Here is a 24,920-nt window from a genome sequence, read left to right as displayed (position 1 = left end):
AAATGGCAAAGACCAGCTCAGTCGAGAAGAACAACCGGCGCCGCAAGCTCGCCGACCAGTACGCCGCCAAGCGCACGGCGCTCAAGGCCATCATCATGGATCAGTCCAAGCCGATGGAAGAGCGTTTCCGCGCCCAGTTGAAGCTGTCGGCGCTGCCGCGCAACTCGGCCAAGATCCGCATCCGCAACCGTTGCGAAGTCACGGGCCGTCCGCGTGCCTACTATCGCAAGCTGAAGCTTTCGCGTATCGCGCTTCGCGATCTGGGCAACACCGGCCAGATCCCGGGCCTGGTCAAGTCGAGCTGGTAAGGAGACACTGAGATGTCATTGAGCGATCCTCTCGGCGATATGCTGACCCGCATCCGCAACGCCTACGGCCGCAAGAAGTCGAGCGTCTCGACCCCGGCCTCGCGTCTGCGCGCCCGCGTCCTCGAAGTGCTGAAGTCGGAAGGCTATATCCGCGACTACAGCCAGACCGATTTCGAAAACGGCAAGTCCGAAATCGAGATCGAGCTGAAGTATTTCGACGGCGCTCCGGTCGTGCGCGAAATCGAGCGCGTCTCGAAGCCCGGCCGCCGCGTCTATGTCTCGGCCAAGTCGATCCCGCAGGTCGCAAACGGCCTCGGCATCGCGATCCTTTCGACGCCGAAGGGCGTCATGGCCGACCATGAAGCGCGAGAGCAGAATGTCGGCGGCGAGATCCTCTGCCAGATCTTCTGATCGGCCAAGAGATTGATGAATGGGCTTCGGTTCTCGGGATCGCGCCCGGGAACTGGAACCTGAAACGAAAGAAGTGACGAGGACAACAAAATGTCTCGTATCGGAAAGAAACCCGTTTCGCTGCCGCAGGGCGTGACCGCATCCGTCAACGGCCAGACCGTGACGGCGAAGGGCCCGAAGGGCGAGCTGAAGTTCGTGGTCAACGACGAAGTGCTGGTCAAGATGGAGAACAACGAGATCTCCGTCGAGCCGCGCGACCAGACCAAGACCGCACGCTCCAAGTGGGGCATGTCGCGCACGCAGATCGTCAACATCCTGCAGGGCGTGAAGGACGGCTTCGAGAAGAAGCTCGAGATCACCGGCGTCGGCTATCGCGCCGTGTTGCAGGGCAAGAACCTGCAACTGGCGCTCGGCTTCAGCCACGATGTGGTCTACGAGACGCCTCAGGGCATCACCATCACAGTGCCGAAGCCGACCGAGATCACGGTCTCGGGCATCGACAAGCAGCAGGTCGGCCAGGTCGCCGCCGAGATCCGCGAATATCGCGGTCCTGAGCCCTACAAGGGCAAGGGCGTGCGCTATGCCGACGAGCGCATCGTGCGCAAGGAAGGCAAGAAGAAGTAATAGGCTTGGCCCCGGAAAGTCGCGGACTTTTCGGAAGGGGCCAGGCTTGAGAAGTGTAACGCCGCGGGGAGCGGCCGCGGGAGGCCTGGCCTACCGCACAGGGTTGCCCCCGTTTTCTGAAGGCAAGGAACTGACATTATGGCAAGCCCCAAGGAAACCATCCAGCGCCGCGCGCAGCGCGTCCGCCGCCAGTTGAAGAAGGTCGCCGGCGCGCGTCCGCGGCTTTCGGTGCACCGCACCTCGAAGAACATCTACGTCCAGGTCATCGACGATGCCAACGGCCACACGCTGGCTGCCGCCTCGACGCTCGAGAAGGACCTCAAGGGTTCGCTCAAGACCGGCGCCGACACCGCCGCCGCCGCTGCGGTCGGCAAGCTGATCGCCGAGCGCGCTTCGAAGGCCGGCGTCAAGGAAGTCGTCTTCGACCGCGGCCCGTACATCTATCACGGCCGCGTCAAGGCGCTGGCCGAAGCTGCCCGCGAAGGCGGCCTCAGCTTCTAATTTCGCCGCTGATGACCCAAAGCGGCATCGGCAAACAGCAACCCGTGCTTCCGGAAAAGAACAAGGACTAGGATATGGCACAGGAACGTAGAGAAGGCGGCCGCGGCCGCGAGCGTGAACGCGAAGAGCGTGACGACGGCATGGTGGACAAGCTCGTCCACATCAACCGCGTCGCCAAGGTGGTGAAGGGTGGCCGTCGTTTCGGCTTTGCCGCTCTCGTCGTCGTCGGCGACCAGAAGGGCCGCGTGGGCTTCGGCCACGGCAAGGCGCGCGAAGTGCCGGAAGCCATCCGCAAGGCGACCGAATCGGCCAAGCGCGACATGATCTTCGTGCCGCTGCGTTCGGGCCGCACGCTGCATCACGACGTCGAGGGCCGTTGGGGCGCCGGACGCGTTCTGCTGCGCGCAGCCAAGCAGGGTACCGGCATCATCGCCGGCGGCCCGATGCGCGCCGTCTTCGAGACGCTCGGCATGCATGACGTGGTCGCCAAGTCGATGGGTTCGTCGAACCCCTACAACATGGTTCGCGCCACCTTCGACGCGCTGAAGAGCCAGATGCATCCGAAGGATGTGGCTGCCGCGCGCGGCATCAAGTATTCGACCCTTCAGGCCCGCCGCGGCACCGCCGTTGCGGCTGAAGAATAGTCGACGCTGACCAGGGATTTCGACCATGGCCAAGAAAGCTACCAAGACCATCACCGTCGAGCAGATCGGCTCCCCGATCCGCCGGCCGAAGGAGCAGCGCGCGACGCTGGTCGGCCTCGGCCTGAACAAGATGCACAAGCGGCGCACGCTGGAAGATACTCCTTCCGTGCGCGGCATGATCGCCGCCGTCCAGCACCTCGTCCGCGTCGTGGACGAGGCCTGAACGGAAGCGCAGGAGAAGAATGATGAAACTCAACGATCTGCGTGACAAGGACGGCGCCACGCATTCCAGGAAGCGCCTCGGTCGCGGCATCGGCTCCGGCTCGGGCAAGACCGCCGGTCGCGGCGTCAAGGGCCAAAAGGCCCGTTCGGGCGTTGCCATCAACGGCTTCGAGGGTGGCCAGATGCCGCTCTACCGGCGCCTGCCGAAGCGCGGCTTCAACAACCTGTTCGGCAAGAGCTTCGCGGTCGTGTCGCTGGCCAAGATCCAGGCGGCGGTCGACGCCAAGAAGCTCGACGCCAAGGCGGCCGTGACGGCCGAGGCCCTGGTTGCCGCCGGCGTCATCCGCCGCGCCAAGGACGGCGTGCGCGTGTTGTCCGATGGCGAGCTCAAGGCCAAGCTCTCCTTCGACGTCGCCGGCGCTTCCAAGGCCGCGATCGAGAAGATCGAGAAGGCCGGCGGTTCGGTGAAGCTGCCGGAAGCGGCCGCCGCCGAGTAACGGCGATTTGAAGCGCGGCCGACCGGGATGACTTCGCATTTTCCCTCGAACCGCGCTTTGACCAGATGAATTGGGCGGCCGCGTCAACGCGGCCGCTTGCATGTTTAAGGTCCGGAGCTTATCTCGTGAGCTTCGGTGACACGCGCCGCCTGAGCTGGGGGCGTCGAGCGTGACACGGAAATCAATGAAGTAGAGCAGGATGTTGTCCGAAAACCGCTCCACACTTTTCGGCATCATGCTCTAGCGGAGAATCAGGCATGGCTTCGGCTGCTGAACAACTAGCCTCCAATCTGAATTTCGCGGCCTTCGCCAAGGCCGAGGACCTCAAGAAGCGCATCTGGTTCACCATCGGCGCGCTGCTCGTCTACCGCCTCGGCACCTACATCCCGCTTCCCGGCATCAATCCCGACGCTTTCGCCCAGGCCTTCTCCTCGCAGAGCAAGGGCGTGCTCGGCATGTTCAACATGTTCGCCGGCGGCGCCGTGCAGCGCATGGCGATCTTCGCGCTGGGCATCATGCCCTACATCTCCGCCTCCATCATCATGCAGCTGATGACCTCGGTCATCCCGTCGCTGGAAGCGCTGAAGAAGGAAGGCGAGCAGGGCCGCAAGATCATCAACCAGTACACGCGCTACGGCACCGTGCTCTTGGCGCTGATCCAGGCCTACGGCATTTCGATCGGTCTCGAAGGCGGCAACGGCATCGTCAACGATCCCGGCATGTTCTTCCGCATCTCGACCGTCGTCACGCTGGTCGGCGGCACCATGTTCCTGATGTGGTTGGGCGAGCAGATCACGGCGCGCGGCATCGGCAACGGCATTTCGCTGATCATCTTCTCCGGCATCGTCGCCGGCCTGCCGCGGGCGATCTCCGGCACCTTGGAGCTCGGCCGCACCGGCGCGCTGTCGACGGGCCTCATCCTCGCGATCATCGTGTTGGCCATCATCGTCATCGCGCTCATCGTCTTCTTCGAGCGCGCGCAGCGCCGACTGCTCATCCAGTATCCGAAGCGCCAGGTCGGCAACCGCATGTTCCAGGGCGACACCTCGCATCTGCCGCTGAAGCTCAACACCTCGGGCGTCATCCCGCCGATCTTCGCGTCCTCGCTGCTGCTTTTGCCGGCAACCGTCGCGGGCTTCTCGCAGGCGACCAACCTGCCGGCCTGGGCAAGCACGATCCTCGCCTCGCTCGGCCACGGCCAGCCGCTCTACATGATCTTCTATGCGGGCATGATCGTCTTCTTCGCCTTCTTCTACACGGCGATCGTCTTCAACCCGAAGGACACGGCCGACCAGCTCAAGAAGCATTCCGGCTTCATCCCAGGCTATCGTCCGGGCGAGCGCACGGCCGAATATATCGACTATGTTCTGACGCGTATCACCGTCATCGGCGCCATCTACCTGGTGCTGGTCTGTCTGCTGCCGGAATTCCTGATTTCGGCGACTGGCGTACCTTTCTACCTCGGTGGCACATCGCTTCTGATCGTGGTCAGTGTCACGCTCGACACGGTGGCGCAGATTCAGGGTCACCTGATCGCGCACCAGTATGAGGGCCTGATCAAGAAGTCGAAGTTGCGCGGGGGGAAGAGGAGCAGATGAGGTTGATATTGCTTGGGCCGCCAGGGGCGGGCAAGGGGACGCAAGCACAAAGACTGGTAGAACAACACGGCATCCCCCAGCTCTCGACGGGGGACATGCTGCGTGCCGCCGTCCAGGCCGGAACCGAAGTCGGCAAGCGCGCCAAGGCGGTGATGGATGCCGGCGAACTGGTCTCCGACGCGATCGTCAACGCCATCGTCGCCGAGCGCATCGATCAGCCGGACTGCGCCAGGGGTTTCATCCTCGACGGCTATCCGCGTACGCTGGTCCAAGCCGATGCGGTCGAGGCCATGCTTGCCGAGCGCGGCATCGCGCTCGACACCGTCATCGAGCTTGTCGTCGACGACAAGGCGCTGGTCGGGCGAATCGTCAAGCGCGCCGAGGATGCCAAGGCCGCCGGCCAGCCGGTTCGCAAGGACGACAACCCGGCGGTGTTTGAGGAACGCCTGCGCGAATATTACAAGAAGACGGCGCCGCTGACCGGCTATTACTACGCCAAAGGCAAGCTCAAGACCGTCGACGGAATGGCGAGCATCGATGCCGTGACCGACGAGATCGGCAAGGTGCTCGCGGCCGCGGCGAAGTAGCTCGCGCCGACAATTGAAGATTGCGCTTGACGGGAACGGGCCGTTGGGGTATGGCGGCCCGTCTTCCTATCAGGCATGGACTTTGCTTGCCCTTGCGGGCAAGGCATCCGCTTTGAACCAGGAAACTCCCGCAAGGGCCGGCCTCCACCGGACGCGGGATAACTTGAACGCCGGCTCGTCCGGCCTACATGGAGAAAGAGAAGAACATGGCTCGTATAGCCGGCGTCAACATTCCGACCAACAAGCGCGTCGTCATTGCGCTTCAGTACATTCACGGCATCGGCAAGAAGTTTGCCCAGGAGATCGTCGACAAGGTCGGCATCCCGGCGGACCGCCGCGTCAACCAGCTGACCGACGCGGAAGTGCTGCAGATCCGCGAGACGATCGACCGCGACTACCAGGTCGAAGGCGACCTGCGCCGCGAAGTCTCGATGAACATCAAGCGGCTCATGGACCTCGGCTGCTACCGCGGCCTGCGTCACCGCCGCTCGCTGCCCGTCCGCGGCCAGCGCACGCACACCAATGCGCGCACCCGCAAGGGCCCGGCCAAGGCAATCGCCGGCAAGAAGAAGTAATTAGGGGAGTAAGGGAGTAGGGCAGTAAGGCAATAGGGATCGCGTTTTCCTAGTCCCTTACTGCCCTATTCCCCTACTGCCTTCCCAAGGTGGAGCCGCTGGCATTACGGCGGTGTAGAGATCAACTGAAAGGACTACCATGGCCAAGGAAGCCGCTCGTGTTCGCCGTCGCGAACGCAAGAACATCTCGTCGGGCGTTGCCCACGTCAATTCGACCTTCAACAACACCATGATCACCATCACCGACGCGCAGGGCAATTCGATTGCCTGGTCGTCGGCCGGCGCGCAAGGGTTCAAGGGTTCGCGCAAGTCGACCCCGTTCGCCGCCCAGATGGCTGCCGAGGACGTCGCCAAGAAGGCCCAGGAACACGGCATGCGCATGCTCGAGGTCGAGGTCTGCGGACCCGGCTCCGGCCGTGAATCGGCCCTTCGCGCGCTTCAGGCGGCCGGCTTCACCATCACCTCGATCCGCGACGTGACGCCGATCCCGCACAATGGCTGCCGTCCGCGCAAGAAGCGCCGCGTCTGATTTTTAAGCGCCGCGCGAGCGCCACGGCGTTCCTCCGCGGTTTTCCGTGTCGCCCGCCACGATTGGATGGTGGCGGGGCAAAGGAAGGAAGACATTTATGATCCAGAAAAACTGGCAGGAACTGATCAAGCCGAACAAGATCGAGTTCTCGTCGAAGAAGAAGACGCTGACCACGCTGGTGGCCGAGCCGCTCGAACGCGGCTTTGGCCTGACGCTGGGCAACGCGCTGCGGCGCGTGCTTCTGTCTTCGCTGCGCGGCGCGGCCGTCACCGCCGTGCAGATCGACGGCGTGCTGCATGAATTCTCGTCCATCGCCGGCGTGCGCGAGGACGTGACCGACATCGTGCTCAACATCAAGGAAATCGCCATCCGCATGGAAGGCGATGGTCCCAAGCGCATGGTCGTGCGCAAGCAGGGCCCGGGCGCGGTGCTCGCCGGCGACATCCAGACGGTCGGCGACGTCGAGATCCTCAACCCCGACCACGTCATCTGCACGCTGGACGAGGGCGCCGAGATCCGCATGGAGTTCACCGTCGACACCGGCAAGGGCTATGTGCCGGCCGAGCGCAACCGCGCCGAGGACGCGCCGATCGGCCTGATCCCGGTCGACTCGCTCTATTCGCCGGTCAAGAAGGTCTCCTACAAGGTCGAGAACACCCGAGAGGGCCAGGTGCTCGACTATGACAAGCTGACCATGACCATCGAGACCAACGGCTCGATCTCGGGCGAGGACGCGGTCGCTTTCGCCGCCCGCATCCTGCAGGACCAGCTCGCGCTGTTCGTCAACTTCGACGAGCCGCAGAAGGAAGTCGCGACCGAAGCCGTCACCGAGCTCGCCTTCAACCCGGCGCTGCTCAAGAAGGTCGACGAGCTCGAACTTTCGGTGCGTTCGGCCAACTGCCTGAAGAACGACAACATCGTCTATATCGGCGACCTGATCCAGAAAACCGAAGCCGAGATGCTGCGCACCCCGAACTTCGGCCGCAAGTCGCTGAACGAGATCAAGGAAGTGCTGGCGGCCATGGGCCTCCATCTCGGCATGGAAGTGCCGGACTGGCCGCCGGAAAACATCGAAGACCTCGCAAAACGTTACGAAGACCAATATTGAGCATGAATTCCAAGGATCGGCGGCGCGAGCCGCCCGATCCGACGGTCATGCGGAAAACCATCAGAGGCCGTGGCCTCTTGAACAACTGAAGAAGGAAAAGAGCCATGCGCCACGGTTTCAAAGGCCGTCGTTTCGCCCGCAGCATCAGCCACCGCAAATCGATGTTCGCCAACCTCGCCGTGTCTCTGATCGAGCACGAGCAGATCGTCACCACCCTGCCGAAGGCGAAGGACCTGCGTCCCATCGTCGAGAAGCTGGTGACGCTCGGCAAGCGCGGCGATCTGCACGCCCGTCGTCAGGTCATCGCTCAGATCGGCAACGAGCCGGTCGTGAAGCGCCTGTTCGAGACCCTCGCTCCGCGCTACGCCACCCGCAACGGCGGCTACCTGCGCATCATGAAGGCGGGCTTCCGCAAGGGCGACAATGCTGCCATGGCGGTCATCGAATTCGTCGACCGCGACACCTCCGCAAAGGGCGCCGCCGACCGCGCTCGCCTTGAGGCAGAGGGCGCCAATGAGGAAGCCGCGGCCGCCTGAGCCTTGCGTTTTCCTCAATGACTTCAAGGGGCCTTCGGGCCCCTTTTTGCATTTGGAGCGGTTTGAGCCGAGCGAGCTGAATTTAACGTCCAGCGTCAAGCTTTTGCGCGACAAGTGTCGCATTTGTGTGCATTAGCCTTTCATTCTGCACAATCGTCGGGACAATGGCGCCCGATTTGGAGGGATTCGAAAATGCGCCTCAAACGACTGTTTCTTGTTGCCGCGCTGGCCGTCTTCGCCGTGGCACCGGCCGCAAGACAGGCTTTTGCCGAGGACGCCGCCAAGCCGGCGGATCCGGGCCTCTCCGATGTGCTGACCGACCTGCTGCATGGCGTCGAAGGTGAGAATGGCACGTCCGGCCCGGACAAGCGGGTGCCGTTCGGCCGTGAGGAGGTGCAGCTCTCATTCGCGCCGCTGGTCAAGCAGACGGCGCCTGCCGTGGTCAATGTCTATGCCTCGCAGACCGCCAAGGTGACGTCGCCTTTCGAGGGCGACCCCTTCTTCGAGGAATTCTTCGGCCGCGCCCAGCCGCGCGCGCAGTCTTCGCTGGGCTCGGGCGTGCTGGTCGATCCGAGCGGCGTCATCGTCACCAATTTCCATGTCATCAAGGACGCCGATGAGGTGAAGGTCGCGACAGCCGACGGGCGCGAGTTCACTTCCAAGGTTATGCTCAAGGACGAGACGCTCGATCTTGCCGTGCTCAAGATTTCAGCCGACAAGCCGTTCCCGGTGATCGCGATCGGCGATTCCGACGCTCTCGAGGTCGGCGACCTGGTGCTCGCCATCGGCAACCCGTTCGGCGTCGGCCAAACGACCACCAGCGGCATTGTCTCGGCGCTTGCCCGCAGCCATATCGGCGTCTCGGATTCGGGCTATTTCATCCAGACTGACGCCGCCATCAATCCCGGCAATTCCGGCGGCGCCCTGATCAACATGGGCGGCCAACTGGTCGGCATCAACACGGCCATCTACAGCCGCAGTGGCGGCTCGATCGGCATCGGCTTCGCCATCCCCTCGAACATGGTGCGCGCCTTTGCCGACGCCGCCAAGGCCGGGCTCGACTTCTTCGAGCGGCCCTATATCGGCGCCGAGTTCGAACTGGTGACGCCGCAGATCGCCGAATCGCTCGGCATGGAGAAGCCGACCGGCGCATTGGTTTCATCGGTCGAGGGCTCCGGCCCCGCCGGCAAGGCCGGCCTGAAGCCGGGCGACGTCATCTTGTCGCTCAACAACACGCCGGTCGAAAGCATCGAGGCGCTCGACTACCGCATGGCGACGCTGTCGATCGGCACCAAGGCGACCTTCGTCGTGCTGAGCAAGGGCCAGCAGGCGACGCTGGAAATCCCGCTGGAGCGCGCGCCGGAAGGCGCCAAGCCCAGCGAGGTCACCTTGCGCGGCCGCAGTCCCTTCGCCGGCGCCAAGGTCGCGGAGCTGTCGCCCAGGCTTGCCCAGCGGCTTGGCCTTCGCACCGATCTCAAGGGCGTCACCGTCATCGATATCAGCCGCGATTCGCCGGCCGCCGATTTCGGCTTCCAGCCCGGCGATATCGTGCGGGAGGTGAACGGCACCAGCATCGACACCGCGGCGACGCTGGCACAGGTCGCCCAGCAGGATACGCGCTGGTGGCGCTTTACCGTCGAGCGCGGCGGGCAGATACTGCGCCAGGTGTTGCGTTATTGAGGCGGTCTGCCCATTTAGAGCATGATCCCGAACCGAAGCTCCGCTTGGCAAAAAGCGAGAACCGGTGTTTGGACAAGATCATGCTCTCAGATGAGCGGGATCGCGTTTCAACCAAAAGACTTGCATGGCCGATCTGTTCAGTTCCGATGAGCCAGAGAAAGCGCCGCCCGGGCGGCCGCTGGCCGACCGGCTGCGCCCAAAAAACCTCGGCGAGGTCGTCGGCCAGGAGCATCTGACCGGTCCCGACGGGGCGCTGACCAGGCTGATCGATTCCGGTTCGCTCGGCTCGATGATCTTCTGGGGTCCGCCCGGCACCGGCAAGACGACGGTGGCGCGATTGCTCGCTGGCGAGACCAATCTCGCCTTCGAGCAGATCTCGGCGGTGTTTTCCGGCGTCGCGGACCTCAAGAAAGTGTTCGAGGCGGCGAAGCTCAGGCGCGCCAACGGCCGTCAGACCCTGCTCTTCGTCGACGAGATCCATCGTTTCAACCGCGCCCAGCAGGACGGCTTTCTTCCGGTGATGGAAGACGGCACCGTGGTGCTGGTCGGCGCCACCACGGAGAACCCGTCCTTCGAGTTGAACGCTGCGTTGTTATCCCGCGCGCGCGTGCTGGTGTTCCGTTCGCTGGGCGAAGAGAGCATCGCCAAGCTTCTGGCGCGGGCGGAAGAAACCGAGGGCAGGGCGCTGCCGCTTGACGACGAGGCGCGCGCGATGCTGATCCGCATGGCGGACGGCGACGGCCGCGCCTCGCTGACGCTGGCCGAGGAAGTCTGGCGCGCCGCCAAGAAAGGCGAAGTGTTCGGCCCGGAGGGCCTGCAGCGCGTCATCCAGCGCCGCGCGCCGATCTACGACAAGGGCCAGGACGGCCATTACAACCTGATCTCGGCGTTGCATAAATCGGTACGGGGCTCCGATCCGGATGCTGCCCTTTATTACCTCGCCCGCATGTTCGATGCCGGCGAGGATCCGCTCTATCTCGGCCGCCGGCTGGTGCGCATGGCGGTGGAGGATATCGGGCTCGCCGATCCGCAGGCGCTTGTCGTCGCCAACGCGGCCAAGGACGCCTATGACTATCTAGGCTCGCCCGAGGGCGAGCTCGCCTTCGCGCAGGCCACCGTCTATCTCGCCACCGCGCCGAAATCGAACGCTGTCTACACCGCCTTCAAGGCTGCGACCGCGTCCGCCAAGGAGTTCGGCTCGCTGCTGCCGCCCAAGCACATCCTCAACGCGCCGACCAAGCTGATGAAGCAGGAGGATTACGGCGCCGGCTACCGCTACGACCATGACGAGCCGGACGCCTTTTCGGGCCAGGACTATTTTCCGGAGAAGATGGGCCGGCACACTTTTTACGATCCGCCGGAACGCGGTTTCGAGCGCGACATCCGCAAGCGGCTGGAATACTGGGCGAAGCTGCGCAGCGAACGGAACGGCTGAGTTGCGCCGCCCGGCGGTCGGCGCGCTTGGTCGCGAAGCCACGCCATGGGGCATACCCACATCGGTCGGGCTGCACGTGCTGCTCGCTGGCGCGATGGCGTTGATGCCGCTGCCCAAGTCACTGAGGCGACTGGAGGAAGAGCGAGTCTCGGTCAACATTCTGACGCCCCAGCAGTCCCAGGCCTCGACGCGACCGCGGCCGGCACCGACAATCGAGGCGACGCCGACGTCACAGCCGCTCCCTCCTGCGCCAGCCCAGGCTGCGCCTCCGGCCAAGCCCGCCATGGTCCGCGCCACCGAAATGCTGTCCGGCAAGACGCTTGCCGATCCGCGCAGCCGTCAGGCGCGCGCCGATCTCGCCACCTTCGCCTCCGAGGAGCGAATGGTGCAATTGTGCAATCTGGAAGCGCTCGACCAAATAAGGAAATGGAAGGCGGAATTCCAGCCGGAGCAGGTCGCGCCTTACGCGACCGCCGACGAGACGGTCAAAGGCACCACGATCAAAGGCGCCGCCTTTCGCAGCCGCGGGAAGTGGTACGCGCTCAAATTCAACTGTGAACTGGCTCGAGACGGCGAAAGCGTCGTTGGCTTCGAATTCCTGGTCGGCGGCCAGATTCCCAGGGAACGATGGGATGAACTCGGCCTGGCGGCTGGACATGGAGCTGAAGTGGAGTAGCTCGCTCCAAATATTTGCGCTGACAGACCGCTCGGGCCCGTGCGACGGCATTGTGCCGGGAAACAAAAAATCTTATCAAGACGCACGGCTGGCGGGGGTCGCCGTGATTTTGTCTCATGGAACAGGATCGCGCTCCCGCGCGTAGGACAATGAAAAAGCAAACCGTCAAGTCGCTCCGCAAGGCTGCCATCGCGGTCGTGGTTCTCGCGCTCGCCTTCTACTTCATCCCGATTCTGACTACGATCTGGGTCGTCTGCGGCCTGATCGACGTCATGCGCAACGATCAAAAGAACCGAAACCTGTTCGAGCGCTATTTCCTCGGCAACGGCCTGTTCACCTGGCTACTGTCGCCGTTCAACCTGATTGTCGACCTTCTCTGCTACCGCAACCCCGGCGTCTGGAAGCCCGAACAATTCCCTGAAGACTATCAGCGCGAGATCAACGAGGTCCTGGGTGTCTTCAAGGCCCGCAAGGACGAGATCATCGCCGACATCGACGCCAATTTCGGCGCCGGCCGGCGCGGCATGTATGTCTATCAGTGGTACGGCAAGCACAAGATCGACAACGTTCCCGAATTCAACAAGGACTACAAATACATCAAGACGATCGCCGTATCCGTTTTCAGCAAGCGCGAATCCACGTCCTGGCATTTCGGTCCGCTCCGCCTCAGCCTGCGCATCCTCTACAATCTGATCCCGGTGCAGGCGGAGATCTTCGTCCAGTGCGGCAGCAAGAAGAACTACTGGTACGACAACCCTCTGTTCATCTTCGACGACACGCTGTTCCACCGCTCGGTCAACGAATATGACGGCCGCCGCTACTGCGTCTTCGTCGACATCATCAGGCCGTCTCCGTTCCCAAAACTGATCGCGGGCCTTCTCGCCATCGTCTCGGTCAGCGTGGAGCGCATCAATTCGGTCTTCTACAAGAACTGGAAGATGATCGGCTCGTCCAAGCCGAAGGCGGCCGCCAACTGATTCTGGCGCCTCTTCAATCTCCTGGCTCGGCGTGCTCGGCCGGGCCTCGATGCTCTTAAACCAACGTCCTATAGCGCCGATACGCTGCAACCGTTACAACTCTTCCATCGGATATATCCACAAGGATATAACGACGGGCGGAAGGAGGTCCGCTCGCTGGGAGGATAGGTTTGAGCGGGCGGCAAGCAGCCGGTCATGCGGATTTCGTCCAGGCTTCGATCGCCAGAAGCGATGCGGCCCATTCGGCGTTGGTCGCCTCGTGGCGGCGTTCCCTTCAACTGCATCACCTCGATCCGGCCGAGCGCAAGGCGCCAAGGCGGCTGACCGAAGCCGAATTGCGGCAGGCACGGCAGCGCATGGAACGGATGATCCGCGCGGCCGAGACAAGCCTCAACCGGCTCTATCAGGCGGTCGGCGGGGTCGGCTGCTGCGTGATGCTGGCCGACCGCGACGGCATCCCGGTCGAGCGCCGGGGCGCGGTTGCCGACGACGAGACCTTCGACGAATGGGGCCTGTGGACCGGCACGGTCTGGAGCGAAGACAGTGAAGGCACCAACGGCATCGGCACTTGTCTTGCCGATCAGCGGCCGCTCACCATCCATCGCGACCAGCATTTCTTTTCGCGCAACACGCTGATGAGCTGCACCACGGCTCCCGTCTTTGACCATGAAGGCAATTTGGCAGCCGCGCTCGACGTATCGTCCTGCCGCTCCGACCTCACGGAAGGCTTCGTCCAGCTTATCTCGGTCGCGGTGGGCGATGCCGCGCGCCGTATCGAGGCCGAGAATTTCCGTATGGTCTATTCCAATGCCCGCATCCTGCTTGCACCGGTTGCCGAGCGCAGCGCCGGCGCATTGATCGCCGTCGACGCCGACGACCTTGTGATCGGCGCGACACGCTCGGCGCGGCTTGCTCTTGGCATAACGTCGGAAGGCCTGGCCAGGGGCCTGCTTGCCGCAGACATCCTTGGGGATACGGCCAGGGCCCGCGAAGATCTCGACGATGCCGAACGCAGCGTGCTGCAGCGTGCGATGGCGCGCACCGGCGGCAATGTCTCGGCAGCGGCACAGAGCCTCGGCATTTCGCGCGCGACGCTGCATCGCAAGCTCGCCCGTTTCAGCATCCGCCGCCCGCATTGATTTGCGCAGCCTGACCTGTCGCAGTTCTGCGACACTCGGCAGCCACGATCCGTTCTCCTGGGGATGACACACTGAAGAGCATCCGCAAGTGTCTCCAGCGACGCGCCACATTCCGTGACGCCGTTTTGCTGGGAGGCAGACAATGAACAAGGTTGAGTTCTCACGCGCGGCCAAGGTCCCCTTCGCCAAGCGCTATGACAACTTCATCGGCGGCCGCTGGGTCGCCCCGCATGCCGGAAAATACTTCGAAAACATCTCGCCGGTGACCGGCCGGCCGCTTTGCGAGATCGCAAGGTCAGACGCGCAGGACGTCGAAGCCGCGCTCGACGCCGCGCACAAGGCGAAGGACGCCTGGGGCAAGACCAGCCCGGCGGCCCGCGCCTTGATCCTCAATCGCATTGCGGACCGCATGGAAGACAATCTCGACCTGCTGGCGCTCGCCGAGACGTGGGACAACGGCAAGCCGATCCGCGAGACGACGGCGGCGGACCTGCCTCTGGCCATCGACCACTTCCGCTATTTCGCCGGCGTCCTTCGCAGCCAGGAGGGCAGCCTTTCCGAGATCGACCACGACACGGTCGCCTATCATTTCCATGAGCCGCTGGGTGTCGTCGGCCAGATCATCCCTTGGAACTTCCCGTTGCTGATGGCCTGCTGGAAGCTCGCTCCCGCGCTCGCCGCCGGCAATTGCGTGGTGCTGAAGCCGGCCGAGCAGACGCCTGCCACCATCATGCTGTGGGCCGACCTTATCGGCGACCTTTTGCCGGAAGGCGTGCTCAACATCGTCAACGGCTTCGGCCTCGAGGCCGGCAAGCCGCTGGCATCGTCGAACCGCATCGCCAAGATCGCCTTCACCGGCGAGACGACGACCGGCCGCCTGATCATGCAGTATGCTTCGCAGAACCTCATCCCGGTAACGCTGGAACTCGGCGGCAAGTCGCCCAACATCTTCTTCCAGGACGTGGTTGCCGAGGATGACGACTTCTTCGACAAGGCGATCGAGGGCTTCGTCATGTTCGCGCTCAACCAAGGCGAGGTCTGCACGTGCCCGAGCCGCGCGCTGGTGCATGAGAAGATCTACGACAAGTTCATGGAGCGCGCGCTGAAGCGCGTCGAGGCGATCGTGCAGGGCGATCCGCTCGATCCGGCCACCATGATCGGCGCACAGGCTTCGAGCGAGCAGCTGGAAAAGATCCTCTCCTACTTCGATATCGGTCGCCAGGAGGGAGCCCAGGTGCTGACCGGCGGCGAGCAGAACCACCTGCCGGGCGACCTGGCCGGCGGCTATTACGTGAAACCGACGGTCTTCAAGGGTCACAACAAGATGCGCATCTTCCAGGAAGAAATCTTCGGGCCGGTGGTGTCGGTGACGACCTTCAAGGACGATGACGAGGCGCTGTCGATCGCCAACGACACGCTCTATGGCCTCGGCGCCGGTATCTGGAGCCGCGACGCGAACCGCTGCTACCGCTTCGGCCGCGCCATCCAGGCAGGCCGCGTCTGGACCAACTGCTATCACGCCTATCCGGCGCATGCCGCCTTCGGCGGCTACAAGCAGTCCGGCATCGGCCGCGAGACGCACAAGATGATGCTCGACCACTACCAGCAGACCAAGAACATGCTGGTCAGCTACAGCCCGAAGAAGCTCGGCTTCTTCTGATCCTCCCAGAGCGAAGGGGGAAGGGAGGGCGCCAAGAACGGCGCCCTCCCTTCGACATAGGAGGATTGCCATGGACAGGGCTTCATTGGGCAAAGTCTCGGCCACGGCGGCGGCCAAGGCGCTGCTGGCCGAGATCATTGCCGACCACGGGCCGGTGCTCTTTCACCAGTCCGGCGGCTGCTGCGACGGATCCTCGCCAATGTGCTATGCGCGCGGCGAGTTCATGATCGGCGACAATGACGTGATGCTCGGCGAGATCGGTGACACGCCGGTCTATATCAGCGCCTCGCAGTATGAAGTTTGGAAGCACACCGACCTGATCATCGACGTGGTGAAGGGCAGGGGCGGCATGTTCTCGCTCGACAATGGCCGCGAGAAGCGCTTCCTGACGCGCTCGACGGTTTGCGCGTTATCGCCGCCATCCTCCGCCGACTGAGCGAACGGACCAGCCCGTCATCAGCGTCGCGATTGGGGTAATCGTCCGGCTTTGTTGGGTCTTTGGCTCGCAACCTGTTTGCCTTAGTGCTATGGCGCCGCTTTCAAACGGAAAAGCGTATCCATGGCAGGTGTAGAACAGATCACGGTGGAGGCCGGCGAGGCGGGCATGCGGCTCGACCGCTGGTTCAAGGTCCATTATCCGGGCCTCGGCTTTGGCCACCTGCAGAAGCTGTTGCGCTCGGGTCAGATCCGCATCGACGGTGGCCGGGCGAAGGCAGACACGCGCGTCGAGCCAGGCCAGACGGTGCGTATCCCGCCGCTCGACATCGACAAGAAAGGCGATGCGCCGCTTACCGGCCACTCGATCCGCAACCAGGGCGATGCCGACGTGCTCGCCAAGATGCTTCTGCACGAGGACCCGAAGGTCTTCGTCTTCAACAAGCCGGCCGGCCTGGCGGTGCAGGGCGGCTCGGGCGTCACCCGCAATGTCGACGACATGCTGGAAGCCTGGCGCAACCAGAAGGGCGAGAAGCCGCGGCTTGTCCACCGCCTCGACCGCGACACGTCCGGCGTGCTGGTGGTTGCCCGCACGCGTCTTGCCGCGATGAAGCTCTCGGAAGCATTCCGGGCGCGCGAGACCAAGAAGACCTACTGGGCGCTGGTCAAGGGCGTGCCGCCGAAGCGCGAGGACAAGATCTCGACCTGGCTGGTCAAGGAGGCAACGCCGGACGGCGACCGCGTGCGTGTCGCCAAGCATGGCGAGAAGGGCGCCGACCATGCCGTGTCCTACTATCGCGTCGTCGAGCAGGCGGCTCAGTCGCTTTCCTGGCTGGAGATGGAGCCCTATACCGGCCGAACGCATCAGTTGCGCGTCCACGCAGCCCATATCGGCTGCCCGATCATCGGCGACCCGAAATATTTCGAGGCCGATACCAACTGGGAATTCCCGGGGGGCATCCAGAACCGCCTGCATCTGCACGCCCGCCGCATCGTCATCCCGCATCCGGACCAGGGCGTCATCGATGTGACGGCGCCGATGCCGCCGCATATGCGCCAGAGCTGGAACCTGCTCGGCTTCGACGAACAGAGCGCGGAGGACTAGATTGACCGTTGCGCCCGCACTGGATCGCCGCGACGCGGTCGACATGGCGGCCGCGGCCATCATGGTCGGGCTGACCTTCTCGTGGGGACTGAACTACGTCGCCGCCAAGATTTCCTACGCAGGCTACGACCCCGTCTTCGTCTCGATCGCACGGTCGCTCATCGGGGGAGCCTGCGTGCTTGCCTGGTGCCGGCTGCGCGGTATCAAGCTGTTCGAAGCGGATGGGACGCTGGCCGCCGGCATCGTCGTCGGCGTGCTTTTCGGCGTCGAGTTCCTGTGCCTCTATATCGGGCTTGAATACACCACCGTCGCCCGCAACACGCTGCTGGTCAACACCATGCCGTTCTGGGTGCTGATCGGCGGTCATTTCCTGCTCGGCGAGCACATCAACGCGCGCAAGCTCGGCGGGCTTGTTCTCGCCTTCTGCGGCCTGGTGGCCGTGTTCTCGGACGGCATTGTCGCCGGCACCGACACGACCCTTCCGGGCGATCTGCTCAGCCTGGGTTCCGGCGTCCTGTGGGCGGCGACCAGCATCGTCATCAAGCGCTCGAAACTTGTCGCGACCAGCGCCGAGAAACTTCTGCTCTACCAACTGGCCGGCGCGGCGATAGTCGGTTTCCTGGTGATGCCCTTGGCCGGCCCGCCCATTCGCGCGGTTGCAACCTTGCCGACGCTGGCGCTGCTCTTCCAGTCTTTCTATATCGTCGCCTTCACCTATGTATTGTGGTTCTGGTTGCTGCGGCGCTACCCCGCGTCCGGTCTGTCGAGCTTCGCCTTCCTGTCGCCGGTGTTCGGCGTCTTGTGCGGCGCGGTGGTCCTTGGTGAAGCGCCGACGACCAGGATATTCCTGGCTCTGGCCCTGATCGCCGCCGGCCTCATCATCGTCAACCGGCCGGCGCGCAGGCAGCCGACAGTTTAGGAAGTTTGACATGCGCGACATCCTCGAAGACCTCGAAGCCGGAAAACTGCTTTCCGATCCCGATCCCGTGCGCCGCGCCCAAATCCAGATGAAGACGCCGCTGCCGAAGCGCTTCTACAAGGCGGTTTCGGTTGTCCCGGTGGAAAACGGCTTTGCCGTTCATCTCGACGGCCGTCCGGTGCGCACGCCGGGCAAAGCCGTGATGGTGCTGCCGACCGAAAAGGCCGCAGCACTTGTGGCGGGCGAATTCAGCGCACAGGACGAAGTGATCGACCCCGTGACGATGCCGGTCATGCGCCTCGTCAACACCGCCATCGACGGCGTCGCCTCGGACCCGCAGGCGGTGCTGGAGGATGTGCTGCGCTTCGCCTCGTCCGATCTGCTTTGCTACCGCGCCGACGGTCCGCAAGGCTTGGTCGATCGCCAGAACAAGCTGTGGGATCCGGTGCTGGACTGGGCGCGCAGCAGCCTCGGCGCGCGCTTCAACCTTGCCGAAGGCATCATCCATGTCGAGCAACCGCGCGAAGCGATCTCGATCCTCGGCGCGCATCTTGGCCAACGCTCGGAGCCGATGCGGCTGGCCGCCATCCATGTCATGACGGCGCTGACCGGTTCGGCGCTGCTGGCGCTGGCCGTGGATTTCGGCGAGCTGGACGCCGAGGAAGCTTGGGCAGCGGCCCATGTCGACGAGGACTGGCAGATCGAGCACTGGGGCCAGGACGCGGAGGCTGTCGCGCGCCGCTCGGCCCGCAAACGCGACATGATGGCGGCGGTCAGCCTGCTCGAGGCACTGCAAAGGCTGAGCGATGCGCCGCTCCCGCAACGCACCTAATACCAAAGTCATAATCCCATCGTCGCGGTGCCTTTCGGCCGTCATTTCTGTCATTTTTTGCTTCGTTGGCTGCGTTTTCGAGTCCGCGTTCGGAGGAGTGCGGCGCGCAGCTGTCGAGGACAGACGGGATCTCACGGGAGGATATGCAAATGGCAATGGCATCGGCCGCCGGCGGAACCAGCCGCGGCATGACGCGAGAGGAGAAGAAAGTCATCTTCGCCTCATCGCTCGGCACCGTTTTCGAATGGTATGATTTCTATCTTTACGGCTCGCTGGCAGCCTTCATCGGCTCGACCTTCTTCAGTCCGGCGATTCCGGAGGCGACGCGCAACATCTTCGCGCTGCTGGCCTTTGCCGCCGGCTTCCTCGTGCGTCCGTTCGGGGCGCTGGTGTTCGGGCGGATCGGCGATTTGGTCGGCCGCAAATACACATTCCTAGTCACTATGACGATCATGGGCCTGTCGACCTTCCTGGTCGGCCTGCTGCCCGGCTATGCGAGCTGGGGCATCGCGGCGCCGGTGATCCTGATCGGGCTGCGCATGCTGCAGGGCCTGGCGCTCGGGGGCGAATATGGCGGTGCGGCAACCTATGTCGCCGAGCATGCGCCCGACGATCGCCGTGGCTACTACACGTCATGGATCCAGACGACCGCTACGCTCGGCCTGTTCCTGTCGCTCATCGTCATTCTGATCGTGCAGGCCTCGCTCAGCAAGGAAACCTATGCAAGCTGGGGCTGGCGCATTCCCTTCATCGTTTCCTTCCTGCTGCTCGCCGTTTCGGTCTGGATTCGGCTGTCGCTGTCGGAATCGCCCACCTTCCAGCGTATGAAGGACGAGGGCAAGGGCTCCAAGGCGCCGCTGACGGAGGCTTTCGGCCAGTGGAAAAATGCCAAGATCGCCCTTCTGGCGCTGCTCGGCCTCACCGCCGGCCAGGCCGTGATCTGGTACAATGGCCAGTTCTACGCCCTCTTCTTCCTCACCAACGTGCTGAAGGTCGACGCGCAGTCGGTCAACATCATGATCGCCATAGCGCTTGCCATCGGCTCGATCTTCTTCGTCGTGTTCGGCTGGCTGTCCGACAAGATCGGCCGCAAGCCGATCATCATGGCCGGACTGGCCTTGGGCATCGTCTGCACCTTCCCGCTGTTCAAGGCGTTGACCTCGGCCGCCAACCCGGCTCTGGCCACCGCCCAGCAGAACACCCGCGCGACGGTGACCGCAGCACCCGGCGACTGCAGGTTCCAGTTCAACCCGGTCGGCACGGCGAAGTTCACGACATCCTGCGATATCGCGACCTCGTTCCTGACCAAGAACTCAGTGCCATACGACGTTGTCACGACGGCCGCGCCTGGAACTGCGGCCACGGTCAAGATCGGCAACGAGACGGTGGATTCTTATGATGCCGTTGCTGCCGGCGATCAGGCCAAGGCCAAGGAGGGGGTCTTCCAGAAGGCGGTTAACATGGCGCTGAAGGACGGCGGCTATCCGCTGAAGCGCGCTGCGGCCAAGGTGGCGGACCAGAAGCTCGACGCCTTCATCGCGGCCAATCCCGAACTGAAGCTCGATGCGGCCACGATCCGTGGCGGCGAGAAAGCCACGGTTCCGGCCGAACAGGCGATCGCCGACAAGATCCTGACCAAGGATGAGGCGGCCGGCGCGACGGAAGTCACGGTCTACACCATACCGGGCGGCGGCGCGTTCGCCATGTTCGCCGATCCGGCGGCCATCAACTGGCCGATGACGATCGGCATCCTGTTCATCCTGGTGCTGTTTGTGACCATGGTCTATGGGCCGATCGCCGCGATCCTGGTCGAGATGTTCCCGACCCGCATCCGCTACACCGGCATGTCGTTGCCTTACCATATCGGCAACGGTTGGTTCGGCGGCCTGCTGCCCGCGACCGTGTTCGCGCTCAGCGCCTACAAGGGCGATATCTACTACGGCCTCTGGTACCCGGTGATCATCGCGGCGATGTCGCTGATCATCGGCATGATCTTCGTCAGGGATACGCTCGGCACCGACTTGCACGCCAAGGACTGACCTCGGTCATCTGCTCGACAAGAAAGCCCGGCGCGAACGATCGCGCCGGGCTTTTTCGTCCATAAAACCTAATGCATGTCGCTCAGAAGTGCGTAGCGGTTCTGGGACAACGACATGCATCAAAACAAAGACTTAAAGCGCGTCGCTTGAATCCGTTTCAGCGCGACGCGCTTTAAGGGCGATCAGCTCTTGCGCTGATTTTCTTCCTCGACGGCTGCTTCGTGATACCAGCCGTCAAAGTCGGCGTACTGGCCGCGAAGCGTCGCAAGCTCTGCCGCGAATTTCGCCTTAGCGCCTAAATTTGAGGCAGACTTGCGCCCTGCCAGCGGGAACATCAGGATTTTTGCCGATGGACGCGGTTGCATGACTTGCATTGGCAACCTCCTTGCTTGTCTAGGGACCTGTCGATTCAACTTAGACAGCAAGATAGGTTCTGCGATTCGTTTAGGCAATATGCCTACAAAAAGATCATTATTTGCCAATTATTTATGCAGAAATCTCGATTGAGCGATCCGAGCACATTATTGAGGCGGCTGAGCAAAATCCACGTGTTGCCGCGACTATTTTGCCGCACCCGCCGACGGCGGAGTGGCATACGAATTGCTTTTTAACCATCGGCAGGCCGGCTCGATCCGGCCATGCATCGATGCCGCCATGGTGGCGTCCTAGCAACGAGAGGCACTGGAATGACCAAATACAAGCTCGAGTATATCTGGCTCGACGGATATGTCCCGACCCCCAGCCTGCGCGGCAAGACCCAGATCAAGGAGTTTGCCGAGTTCCCGACGCTCGAGCAGCTGCCGCTGTGGGGCTTCGATGGCTCGTCCACCAACCAGGCCGAGGGCCACAGCTCCGACTGCGTGCTGAAGCCCGTCGCCGTTTATCCGGATCCGGCCCGCACCAATGGCGTGCTGGTCATGTGCGAAGTCATGATGCCCGATGGCGTCACCCCGCATGTCTCCAACAAGCGCGCCACCATCCTCGACGACGAGGGCGCCTGGTTCGGCTTCGAGCAGGAGTATTTCTTCTATAAGGATGGCCGTCCGCTCGGCTTCCCCGAGAGCGGCTACCCGGCGCCGCAGGGCCCATACTACACCGGCGTCGGCTACAAGAATGTCGGCGATGTCGCGCGCACGATCGTCGAGGAGCATCTCGACCTCTGCCTCGCCGCCGGCATCAACCATGAAGGCATCAACGCCGAAGTGGCGAAGGGCCAGTGGGAATTCCAGATCTTCGGCAAGGGCTCCAAGAAGGCCGCCGACCAGATGTGGATGGCGCGCTACCTGCTCCTGCGCCTGACCGAGAAATACGGCATCGACATCGAGTTCCACTGCAAGCCGCTCGGCGACACCGACTGGAACGGCTCGGGCATGCACGCCAACTTCTCGACCGCCTATATGCGCGAAGTCGGCGGCAAGGCCTATTTCGAGGCGCTGATGGCGCAGTTCGACAAGAACCTGATGGACCACATCGCCGTCTACGGTCCGGACAACGATAAGCGCCTGACCGGCAAGCACGAGACCGCGCCGTGGAACAAGTTCAGCTACGGCGTCGCCGACCGCGGCGCTTCGATCCGCGTGCCGCATTCCTTCGTCAAGAACGACTATAAGGGCTATCTGGAAGACCGTCGCCCGAACTCGCAGGGCGACCCCTACCAGATCGCTTCGCAGATCCTGAAGACGATCTCGCAGGTTTCGACCGACGCCGTTTCGGCCGCCGCCTGATCATCGCGGCGCGGGCTCGCCCGCGCCTCGTAAGTTTCAATTGTCGAAAGCCCTGGCGTTCTTCGCCGGGGCTTTTTTTACATGCAAACGACCCGCGGCAATGTTTTGCCTCCCGCCGCCGTCAGCGGCAGCAACGCCACGCGATTGAGCGCCGCGACCACTTTGGCATGACTGCTGCTTCTGCAGCGGCGGACTGGCCGGATCCTGCATGGCTCCGATGGGTTTGCGGAAAGGCGACAGCCCTCCGATGGACTGCCCATGCTAAAACCCCGGCGAAACGCCGGGGTCCGTCTTAGTCGCCGATGCCGAGAAGTTCGGTCGTCAGACCGAGTAGTACATGTCGTACTCGACCGGATGCGGGGTCATTTCGAAGCGCATCACCTCGGCCATCTTGAGTTCGATATACGCATCGATCTGATCGTCGTCGAAGACGCCGCCGGCCTTCAGGAATCCGCGATCCTTGTCGAGGTTCTGCAACGCCTCGCGCAGCGAGCCGCAGACGGTCGGGATCTTCTTCAATTCCTTCGGCGGCAGGTCGTAGAGGTCCTTGTCCATCGGCTGTCCCGGATGGATCTTGTTCTTGATGCCGTCGAGGCCGGCCATCAGCATGGCGGCGAAACCGAGATAGGGGTTCGCGCCCGGATCGGGGAAGCGGACCTCGACGCGCTTCGACTTCGGCGAGGAGCCGAACGGAATGCGGCAGGAAGCCGAGCGGTTGCGCGCCGAATAGGCGAGCAGCACCGGCGCTTCATAGCCCGGCACCAGACGCTTGTAGGAGTTGGTGAGCGGGTTGGTGAAGGCGTTGATCGCCTTGGCGTGCTTGATGATGCCGCCGATGTAAAAGAGACAGGTTTCGGAGAGGCCGGCATATTCGTTGCCGGCGAAGGTCGGCTTGCCGCCCTTCCAGATCGACTGGTGCACATGCATGCCCGAGCCGTTATCTCCGAACACCGGCTTCGGCATGAAGGTGGCCGTCTTGCCGTAGGCATTGGCGACCTGGTGCACGACATACTTGTAGATCAGCATCTTGTCGGCGTTGCGCACCAACGTGTCGAACTTGATGCCGAGCTCATGCTGGGCGGCGGCGACTTCGTGGTGGTGCTTCTCGACGCGCACGCCCATCTCGGCCAGCACGGTCAGCATTTCGGAGCGCATATCCTGGGCGGAGTCGATCGGCGGCACGGGGAAGTAGCCGCCCTTGATGCGCGGACGGTGGCCGAGATTGCCGGTCTCGTAGTCGGTGTCGTCGTTGGACGGCAATTCGGTGGAGTCCAGACGGAATCCGGTGTTGTAGGGGTCTGCCTTGTACTTCACGTCGTCGAAGACGAAGAACTCGGCTTCGGGGCCGACATAGATGGTGTCGCCGATGCCTTCCGACTTCATGTAGGCTTCGGCCTTCTTGGCCGTGCCGCGCGGGTCGCGGTTGTAGGCCTCGCCGGAGATCGGATCGAGGATGTCGCACAGGATGACCATGGTCGACTGCGCGAAGAACGGATCCATGTGGACGGTATCCGTGTCGGGCATCAGCACCATGTCGGACTCGTTGATTGCCTTCCAGCCGGCGATCGAGGAGCCGTCGAACATGACGCCATCGGCGAACATGTCTTCCTCGACCTCGACGACATCCATCGTAACATGCTGCAGCTTGCCGCGTGGATCGGTGAAGCGGAGGTCGACGAATTTCACGTCGTTGTCCTTGATCTGCTTCATGATGTCTTTGGCTGTCGTCATGTCATGTATCCCTGTGTGATGACGTGTTTTTGATGATGACGTTGCAGAAAGATGGGGGACGTTAGATGGCGTCGATCCCGGTCTCGCCGGTACGGATGCGCACGACTTCCTCTATGTTGGAAACGAAGATTTTTCCATCGCCGATACGGCCCGTTTGCGCCGCTTTCCGGATGGCCTCGATGGCGCCTTCAACGGCTTCGTCGCCGAGCACCACCTCGATCTTCACCTTGGGCAGGAAGTCGACAACATATTCGGCACCGCGATAAAGCTCGGTATGCCCCTTCTGACGGCCGAAACCCTTGGCCTCGGTGACGGTGATGCCTTGCAGTCCGGCCTCTTGAAGCGCTTCCTTCACTTCGTCCAGCTTGAATGGCTTGATGATCGCTTCGATCTTTTTCATGTAAAAAATGGCCTCCACTGCCAAGAAG

28 protein-coding genes are annotated in these 24,920 nt (G+C 63.0%); 25 read left to right on the top strand and 3 right to left on the bottom strand.

Translation table 11 applies throughout. The features are described from left to right. The first annotated feature begins 2 nt into the window (after positions 1–2). From rpsN to E5X34_RS12170, 24 genes are all read left to right on the top strand, one after another. Positions 3–308, top strand: coding sequence for a 30S ribosomal protein S14 (gene rpsN, locus E5X34_RS12285; RefSeq protein WP_042642199.1), 306 nt, complete (start codon positions 3–5; stop codon positions 306–308). Positions 309–320: 12 nt separating this feature from the next. After that, on the top strand, positions 321–719 hold the full coding sequence (rpsH, locus tag E5X34_RS12280) for a 30S ribosomal protein S8 (RefSeq protein ID WP_042642201.1): 399 nt from the start codon (positions 321–323) through the stop codon (positions 717–719). A 90-nt stretch (positions 720–809) separates the two neighbouring features. After that, complete coding sequence (rplF, locus tag E5X34_RS12275; RefSeq protein ID WP_292564661.1) at positions 810–1,343, top strand: 50S ribosomal protein L6; 534 nt, start codon at positions 810–812, stop codon at positions 1,341–1,343. A gap of 138 nt (positions 1,344–1,481) precedes the next feature. Further along, complete coding sequence (gene rplR, locus E5X34_RS12270) at positions 1,482–1,844, top strand: 50S ribosomal protein L18 (RefSeq protein WP_042642205.1); 363 nt, start codon at positions 1,482–1,484, stop codon at positions 1,842–1,844. Between the two features lie 74 nt (positions 1,845–1,918). Beyond that, positions 1,919–2,488, top strand: coding sequence for a 30S ribosomal protein S5 (rpsE, locus tag E5X34_RS12265; RefSeq protein ID WP_027046810.1), 570 nt, complete (start codon positions 1,919–1,921; stop codon positions 2,486–2,488). 25 nt (positions 2,489–2,513) lie between these two features. Continuing rightward, positions 2,514–2,711, top strand: coding sequence for a 50S ribosomal protein L30 (rpmD, locus tag E5X34_RS12260; RefSeq protein ID WP_027170355.1), 198 nt, complete (start codon positions 2,514–2,516; stop codon positions 2,709–2,711). Between the two features lie 22 nt (positions 2,712–2,733). Continuing rightward, a complete protein-coding gene (gene rplO / locus E5X34_RS12255; protein ID WP_042642210.1) occupies positions 2,734–3,207 on the top strand; it encodes a 50S ribosomal protein L15 in 474 nt (157 codons plus the stop codon). 257 nt (positions 3,208–3,464) lie between these two features. Next, positions 3,465–4,805 carry a preprotein translocase subunit SecY gene (secY, locus tag E5X34_RS12250; RefSeq protein ID WP_126061028.1) on the top strand — a complete coding sequence of 447 codons (1,341 nt, stop codon included), beginning with the start codon at positions 3,465–3,467 and terminating at the stop codon, positions 4,803–4,805. After that, positions 4,802–5,392, top strand: a complete 591-nt coding sequence (locus tag E5X34_RS12245) for an adenylate kinase (protein ID WP_292317431.1) — start codon at positions 4,802–4,804, stop codon at positions 5,390–5,392. The genes secY and E5X34_RS12245 overlap by 4 nt, the downstream gene beginning before the upstream one ends. A gap of 206 nt (positions 5,393–5,598) precedes the next feature. Continuing rightward, the gene (rpsM, locus tag E5X34_RS12240) at positions 5,599–5,967 is read left to right on the top strand and encodes a 30S ribosomal protein S13 (protein WP_027170351.1); all 369 of its coding nucleotides are present in this window, start codon (positions 5,599–5,601) and stop codon (positions 5,965–5,967) included. A 139-nt stretch (positions 5,968–6,106) separates the two neighbouring features. Continuing rightward, the gene (gene rpsK, locus E5X34_RS12235) at positions 6,107–6,496 is read left to right on the top strand and encodes a 30S ribosomal protein S11 (RefSeq protein WP_006205444.1); all 390 of its coding nucleotides are present in this window, start codon (positions 6,107–6,109) and stop codon (positions 6,494–6,496) included. 97 nt (positions 6,497–6,593) lie between these two features. Beyond that, on the top strand, positions 6,594–7,604 hold the full coding sequence (locus tag E5X34_RS12230) for a DNA-directed RNA polymerase subunit alpha (protein WP_040994640.1): 1,011 nt from the start codon (positions 6,594–6,596) through the stop codon (positions 7,602–7,604). 104 nt (positions 7,605–7,708) lie between these two features. Beyond that, positions 7,709–8,140, top strand: coding sequence for a 50S ribosomal protein L17 (rplQ, locus tag E5X34_RS12225; RefSeq protein ID WP_292564659.1), 432 nt, complete (start codon positions 7,709–7,711; stop codon positions 8,138–8,140). A 192-nt stretch (positions 8,141–8,332) separates the two neighbouring features. Further along, complete coding sequence (locus tag E5X34_RS12220) at positions 8,333–9,820, top strand: DegQ family serine endoprotease (RefSeq protein WP_292564658.1); 1,488 nt, start codon at positions 8,333–8,335, stop codon at positions 9,818–9,820. A gap of 124 nt (positions 9,821–9,944) precedes the next feature. Beyond that, complete coding sequence (locus tag E5X34_RS12215) at positions 9,945–11,255, top strand: replication-associated recombination protein A (protein ID WP_292564656.1); 1,311 nt, start codon at positions 9,945–9,947, stop codon at positions 11,253–11,255. Positions 11,256–11,349: 94 nt separating this feature from the next. Then, positions 11,350–11,931, top strand: a complete 582-nt coding sequence (locus tag E5X34_RS12210) for a DUF930 domain-containing protein (RefSeq protein ID WP_292564653.1) — start codon at positions 11,350–11,352, stop codon at positions 11,929–11,931. 149 nt (positions 11,932–12,080) lie between these two features. Continuing rightward, positions 12,081–12,908 (top strand): aspartyl/asparaginyl beta-hydroxylase domain-containing protein, encoded by an 828-nt coding sequence (locus E5X34_RS12205; protein ID WP_292564650.1) that lies wholly within the window; start codon positions 12,081–12,083, stop codon positions 12,906–12,908. A 170-nt stretch (positions 12,909–13,078) separates the two neighbouring features. Further along, positions 13,079–14,047 (top strand): helix-turn-helix domain-containing protein, encoded by a 969-nt coding sequence (locus E5X34_RS12200; RefSeq protein WP_292564648.1) that lies wholly within the window; start codon positions 13,079–13,081, stop codon positions 14,045–14,047. A 142-nt stretch (positions 14,048–14,189) separates the two neighbouring features. Then, positions 14,190–15,707: an aldehyde dehydrogenase gene (gene adh, locus E5X34_RS12195; RefSeq protein WP_292564646.1), complete on the top strand. Its 1,518-nt coding sequence runs from the start codon at positions 14,190–14,192 to the stop codon at positions 15,705–15,707. A 70-nt stretch (positions 15,708–15,777) separates the two neighbouring features. Continuing rightward, complete coding sequence (locus E5X34_RS12190) at positions 15,778–16,143, top strand: DUF779 domain-containing protein (RefSeq protein WP_292564643.1); 366 nt, start codon at positions 15,778–15,780, stop codon at positions 16,141–16,143. Between the two features lie 123 nt (positions 16,144–16,266). After that, on the top strand, positions 16,267–17,247 hold the full coding sequence (locus tag E5X34_RS12185) for an RluA family pseudouridine synthase (RefSeq protein ID WP_112129151.1): 981 nt from the start codon (positions 16,267–16,269) through the stop codon (positions 17,245–17,247). 43 nt (positions 17,248–17,290) lie between these two features. Further along, positions 17,291–18,166, top strand: a complete 876-nt coding sequence (locus E5X34_RS12180; protein ID WP_292564676.1) for a DMT family transporter — start codon at positions 17,291–17,293, stop codon at positions 18,164–18,166. Positions 18,167–18,176: 10 nt separating this feature from the next. Continuing rightward, positions 18,177–18,998: an ATP12 family chaperone protein gene (locus E5X34_RS12175; protein WP_292564641.1), complete on the top strand. Its 822-nt coding sequence runs from the start codon at positions 18,177–18,179 to the stop codon at positions 18,996–18,998. Between the two features lie 149 nt (positions 18,999–19,147). Further along, positions 19,148–21,037 (top strand): MFS transporter, encoded by a 1,890-nt coding sequence (locus tag E5X34_RS12170; RefSeq protein WP_292564639.1) that lies wholly within the window; start codon positions 19,148–19,150, stop codon positions 21,035–21,037. A 182-nt stretch (positions 21,038–21,219) separates the two neighbouring features. On the opposite strand, the gene E5X34_RS12165 is transcribed toward E5X34_RS12170, so the two are convergent. After that, a complete protein-coding gene (locus E5X34_RS12165) occupies positions 21,220–21,411 on the bottom strand; it encodes a DUF2735 domain-containing protein (RefSeq protein ID WP_292564636.1) in 192 nt (63 codons plus the stop codon). A 312-nt stretch (positions 21,412–21,723) separates the two neighbouring features. Here E5X34_RS12165 and E5X34_RS12160 point away from each other — a divergent pair, with 312 nt between their 5' ends. Further along, positions 21,724–22,761: a glutamine synthetase beta-grasp domain-containing protein gene (locus E5X34_RS12160; protein ID WP_042642239.1), complete on the top strand. Its 1,038-nt coding sequence runs from the start codon at positions 21,724–21,726 to the stop codon at positions 22,759–22,761. Positions 22,762–23,082: 321 nt separating this feature from the next. Here E5X34_RS12160 and glnA read toward each other — a convergent pair whose 3' ends face one another. Then, positions 23,083–24,492 carry a type I glutamate--ammonia ligase gene (gene glnA, locus E5X34_RS12155; RefSeq protein WP_292564633.1) on the bottom strand — a complete coding sequence of 470 codons (1,410 nt, stop codon included), beginning with the start codon at positions 24,490–24,492 and terminating at the stop codon, positions 23,083–23,085. Positions 24,493–24,553: 61 nt separating this feature from the next. Next, positions 24,554–24,892, bottom strand: a complete 339-nt coding sequence (locus tag E5X34_RS12150; RefSeq protein WP_018428041.1) for a P-II family nitrogen regulator — start codon at positions 24,890–24,892, stop codon at positions 24,554–24,556. Positions 24,893–24,920 lie beyond the last annotated feature (28 nt).

It is taken from the genome of Mesorhizobium sp., from assembly GCF_004963255.1.
In the GTDB taxonomy this organism is placed as follows: Bacteria; Pseudomonadota; Alphaproteobacteria; order Rhizobiales; family Rhizobiaceae; genus Mesorhizobium.
The sequence above is the reverse complement of the archived record's forward strand: the minus strand, read 5'-3'. Positions and strand labels throughout refer to the sequence as shown.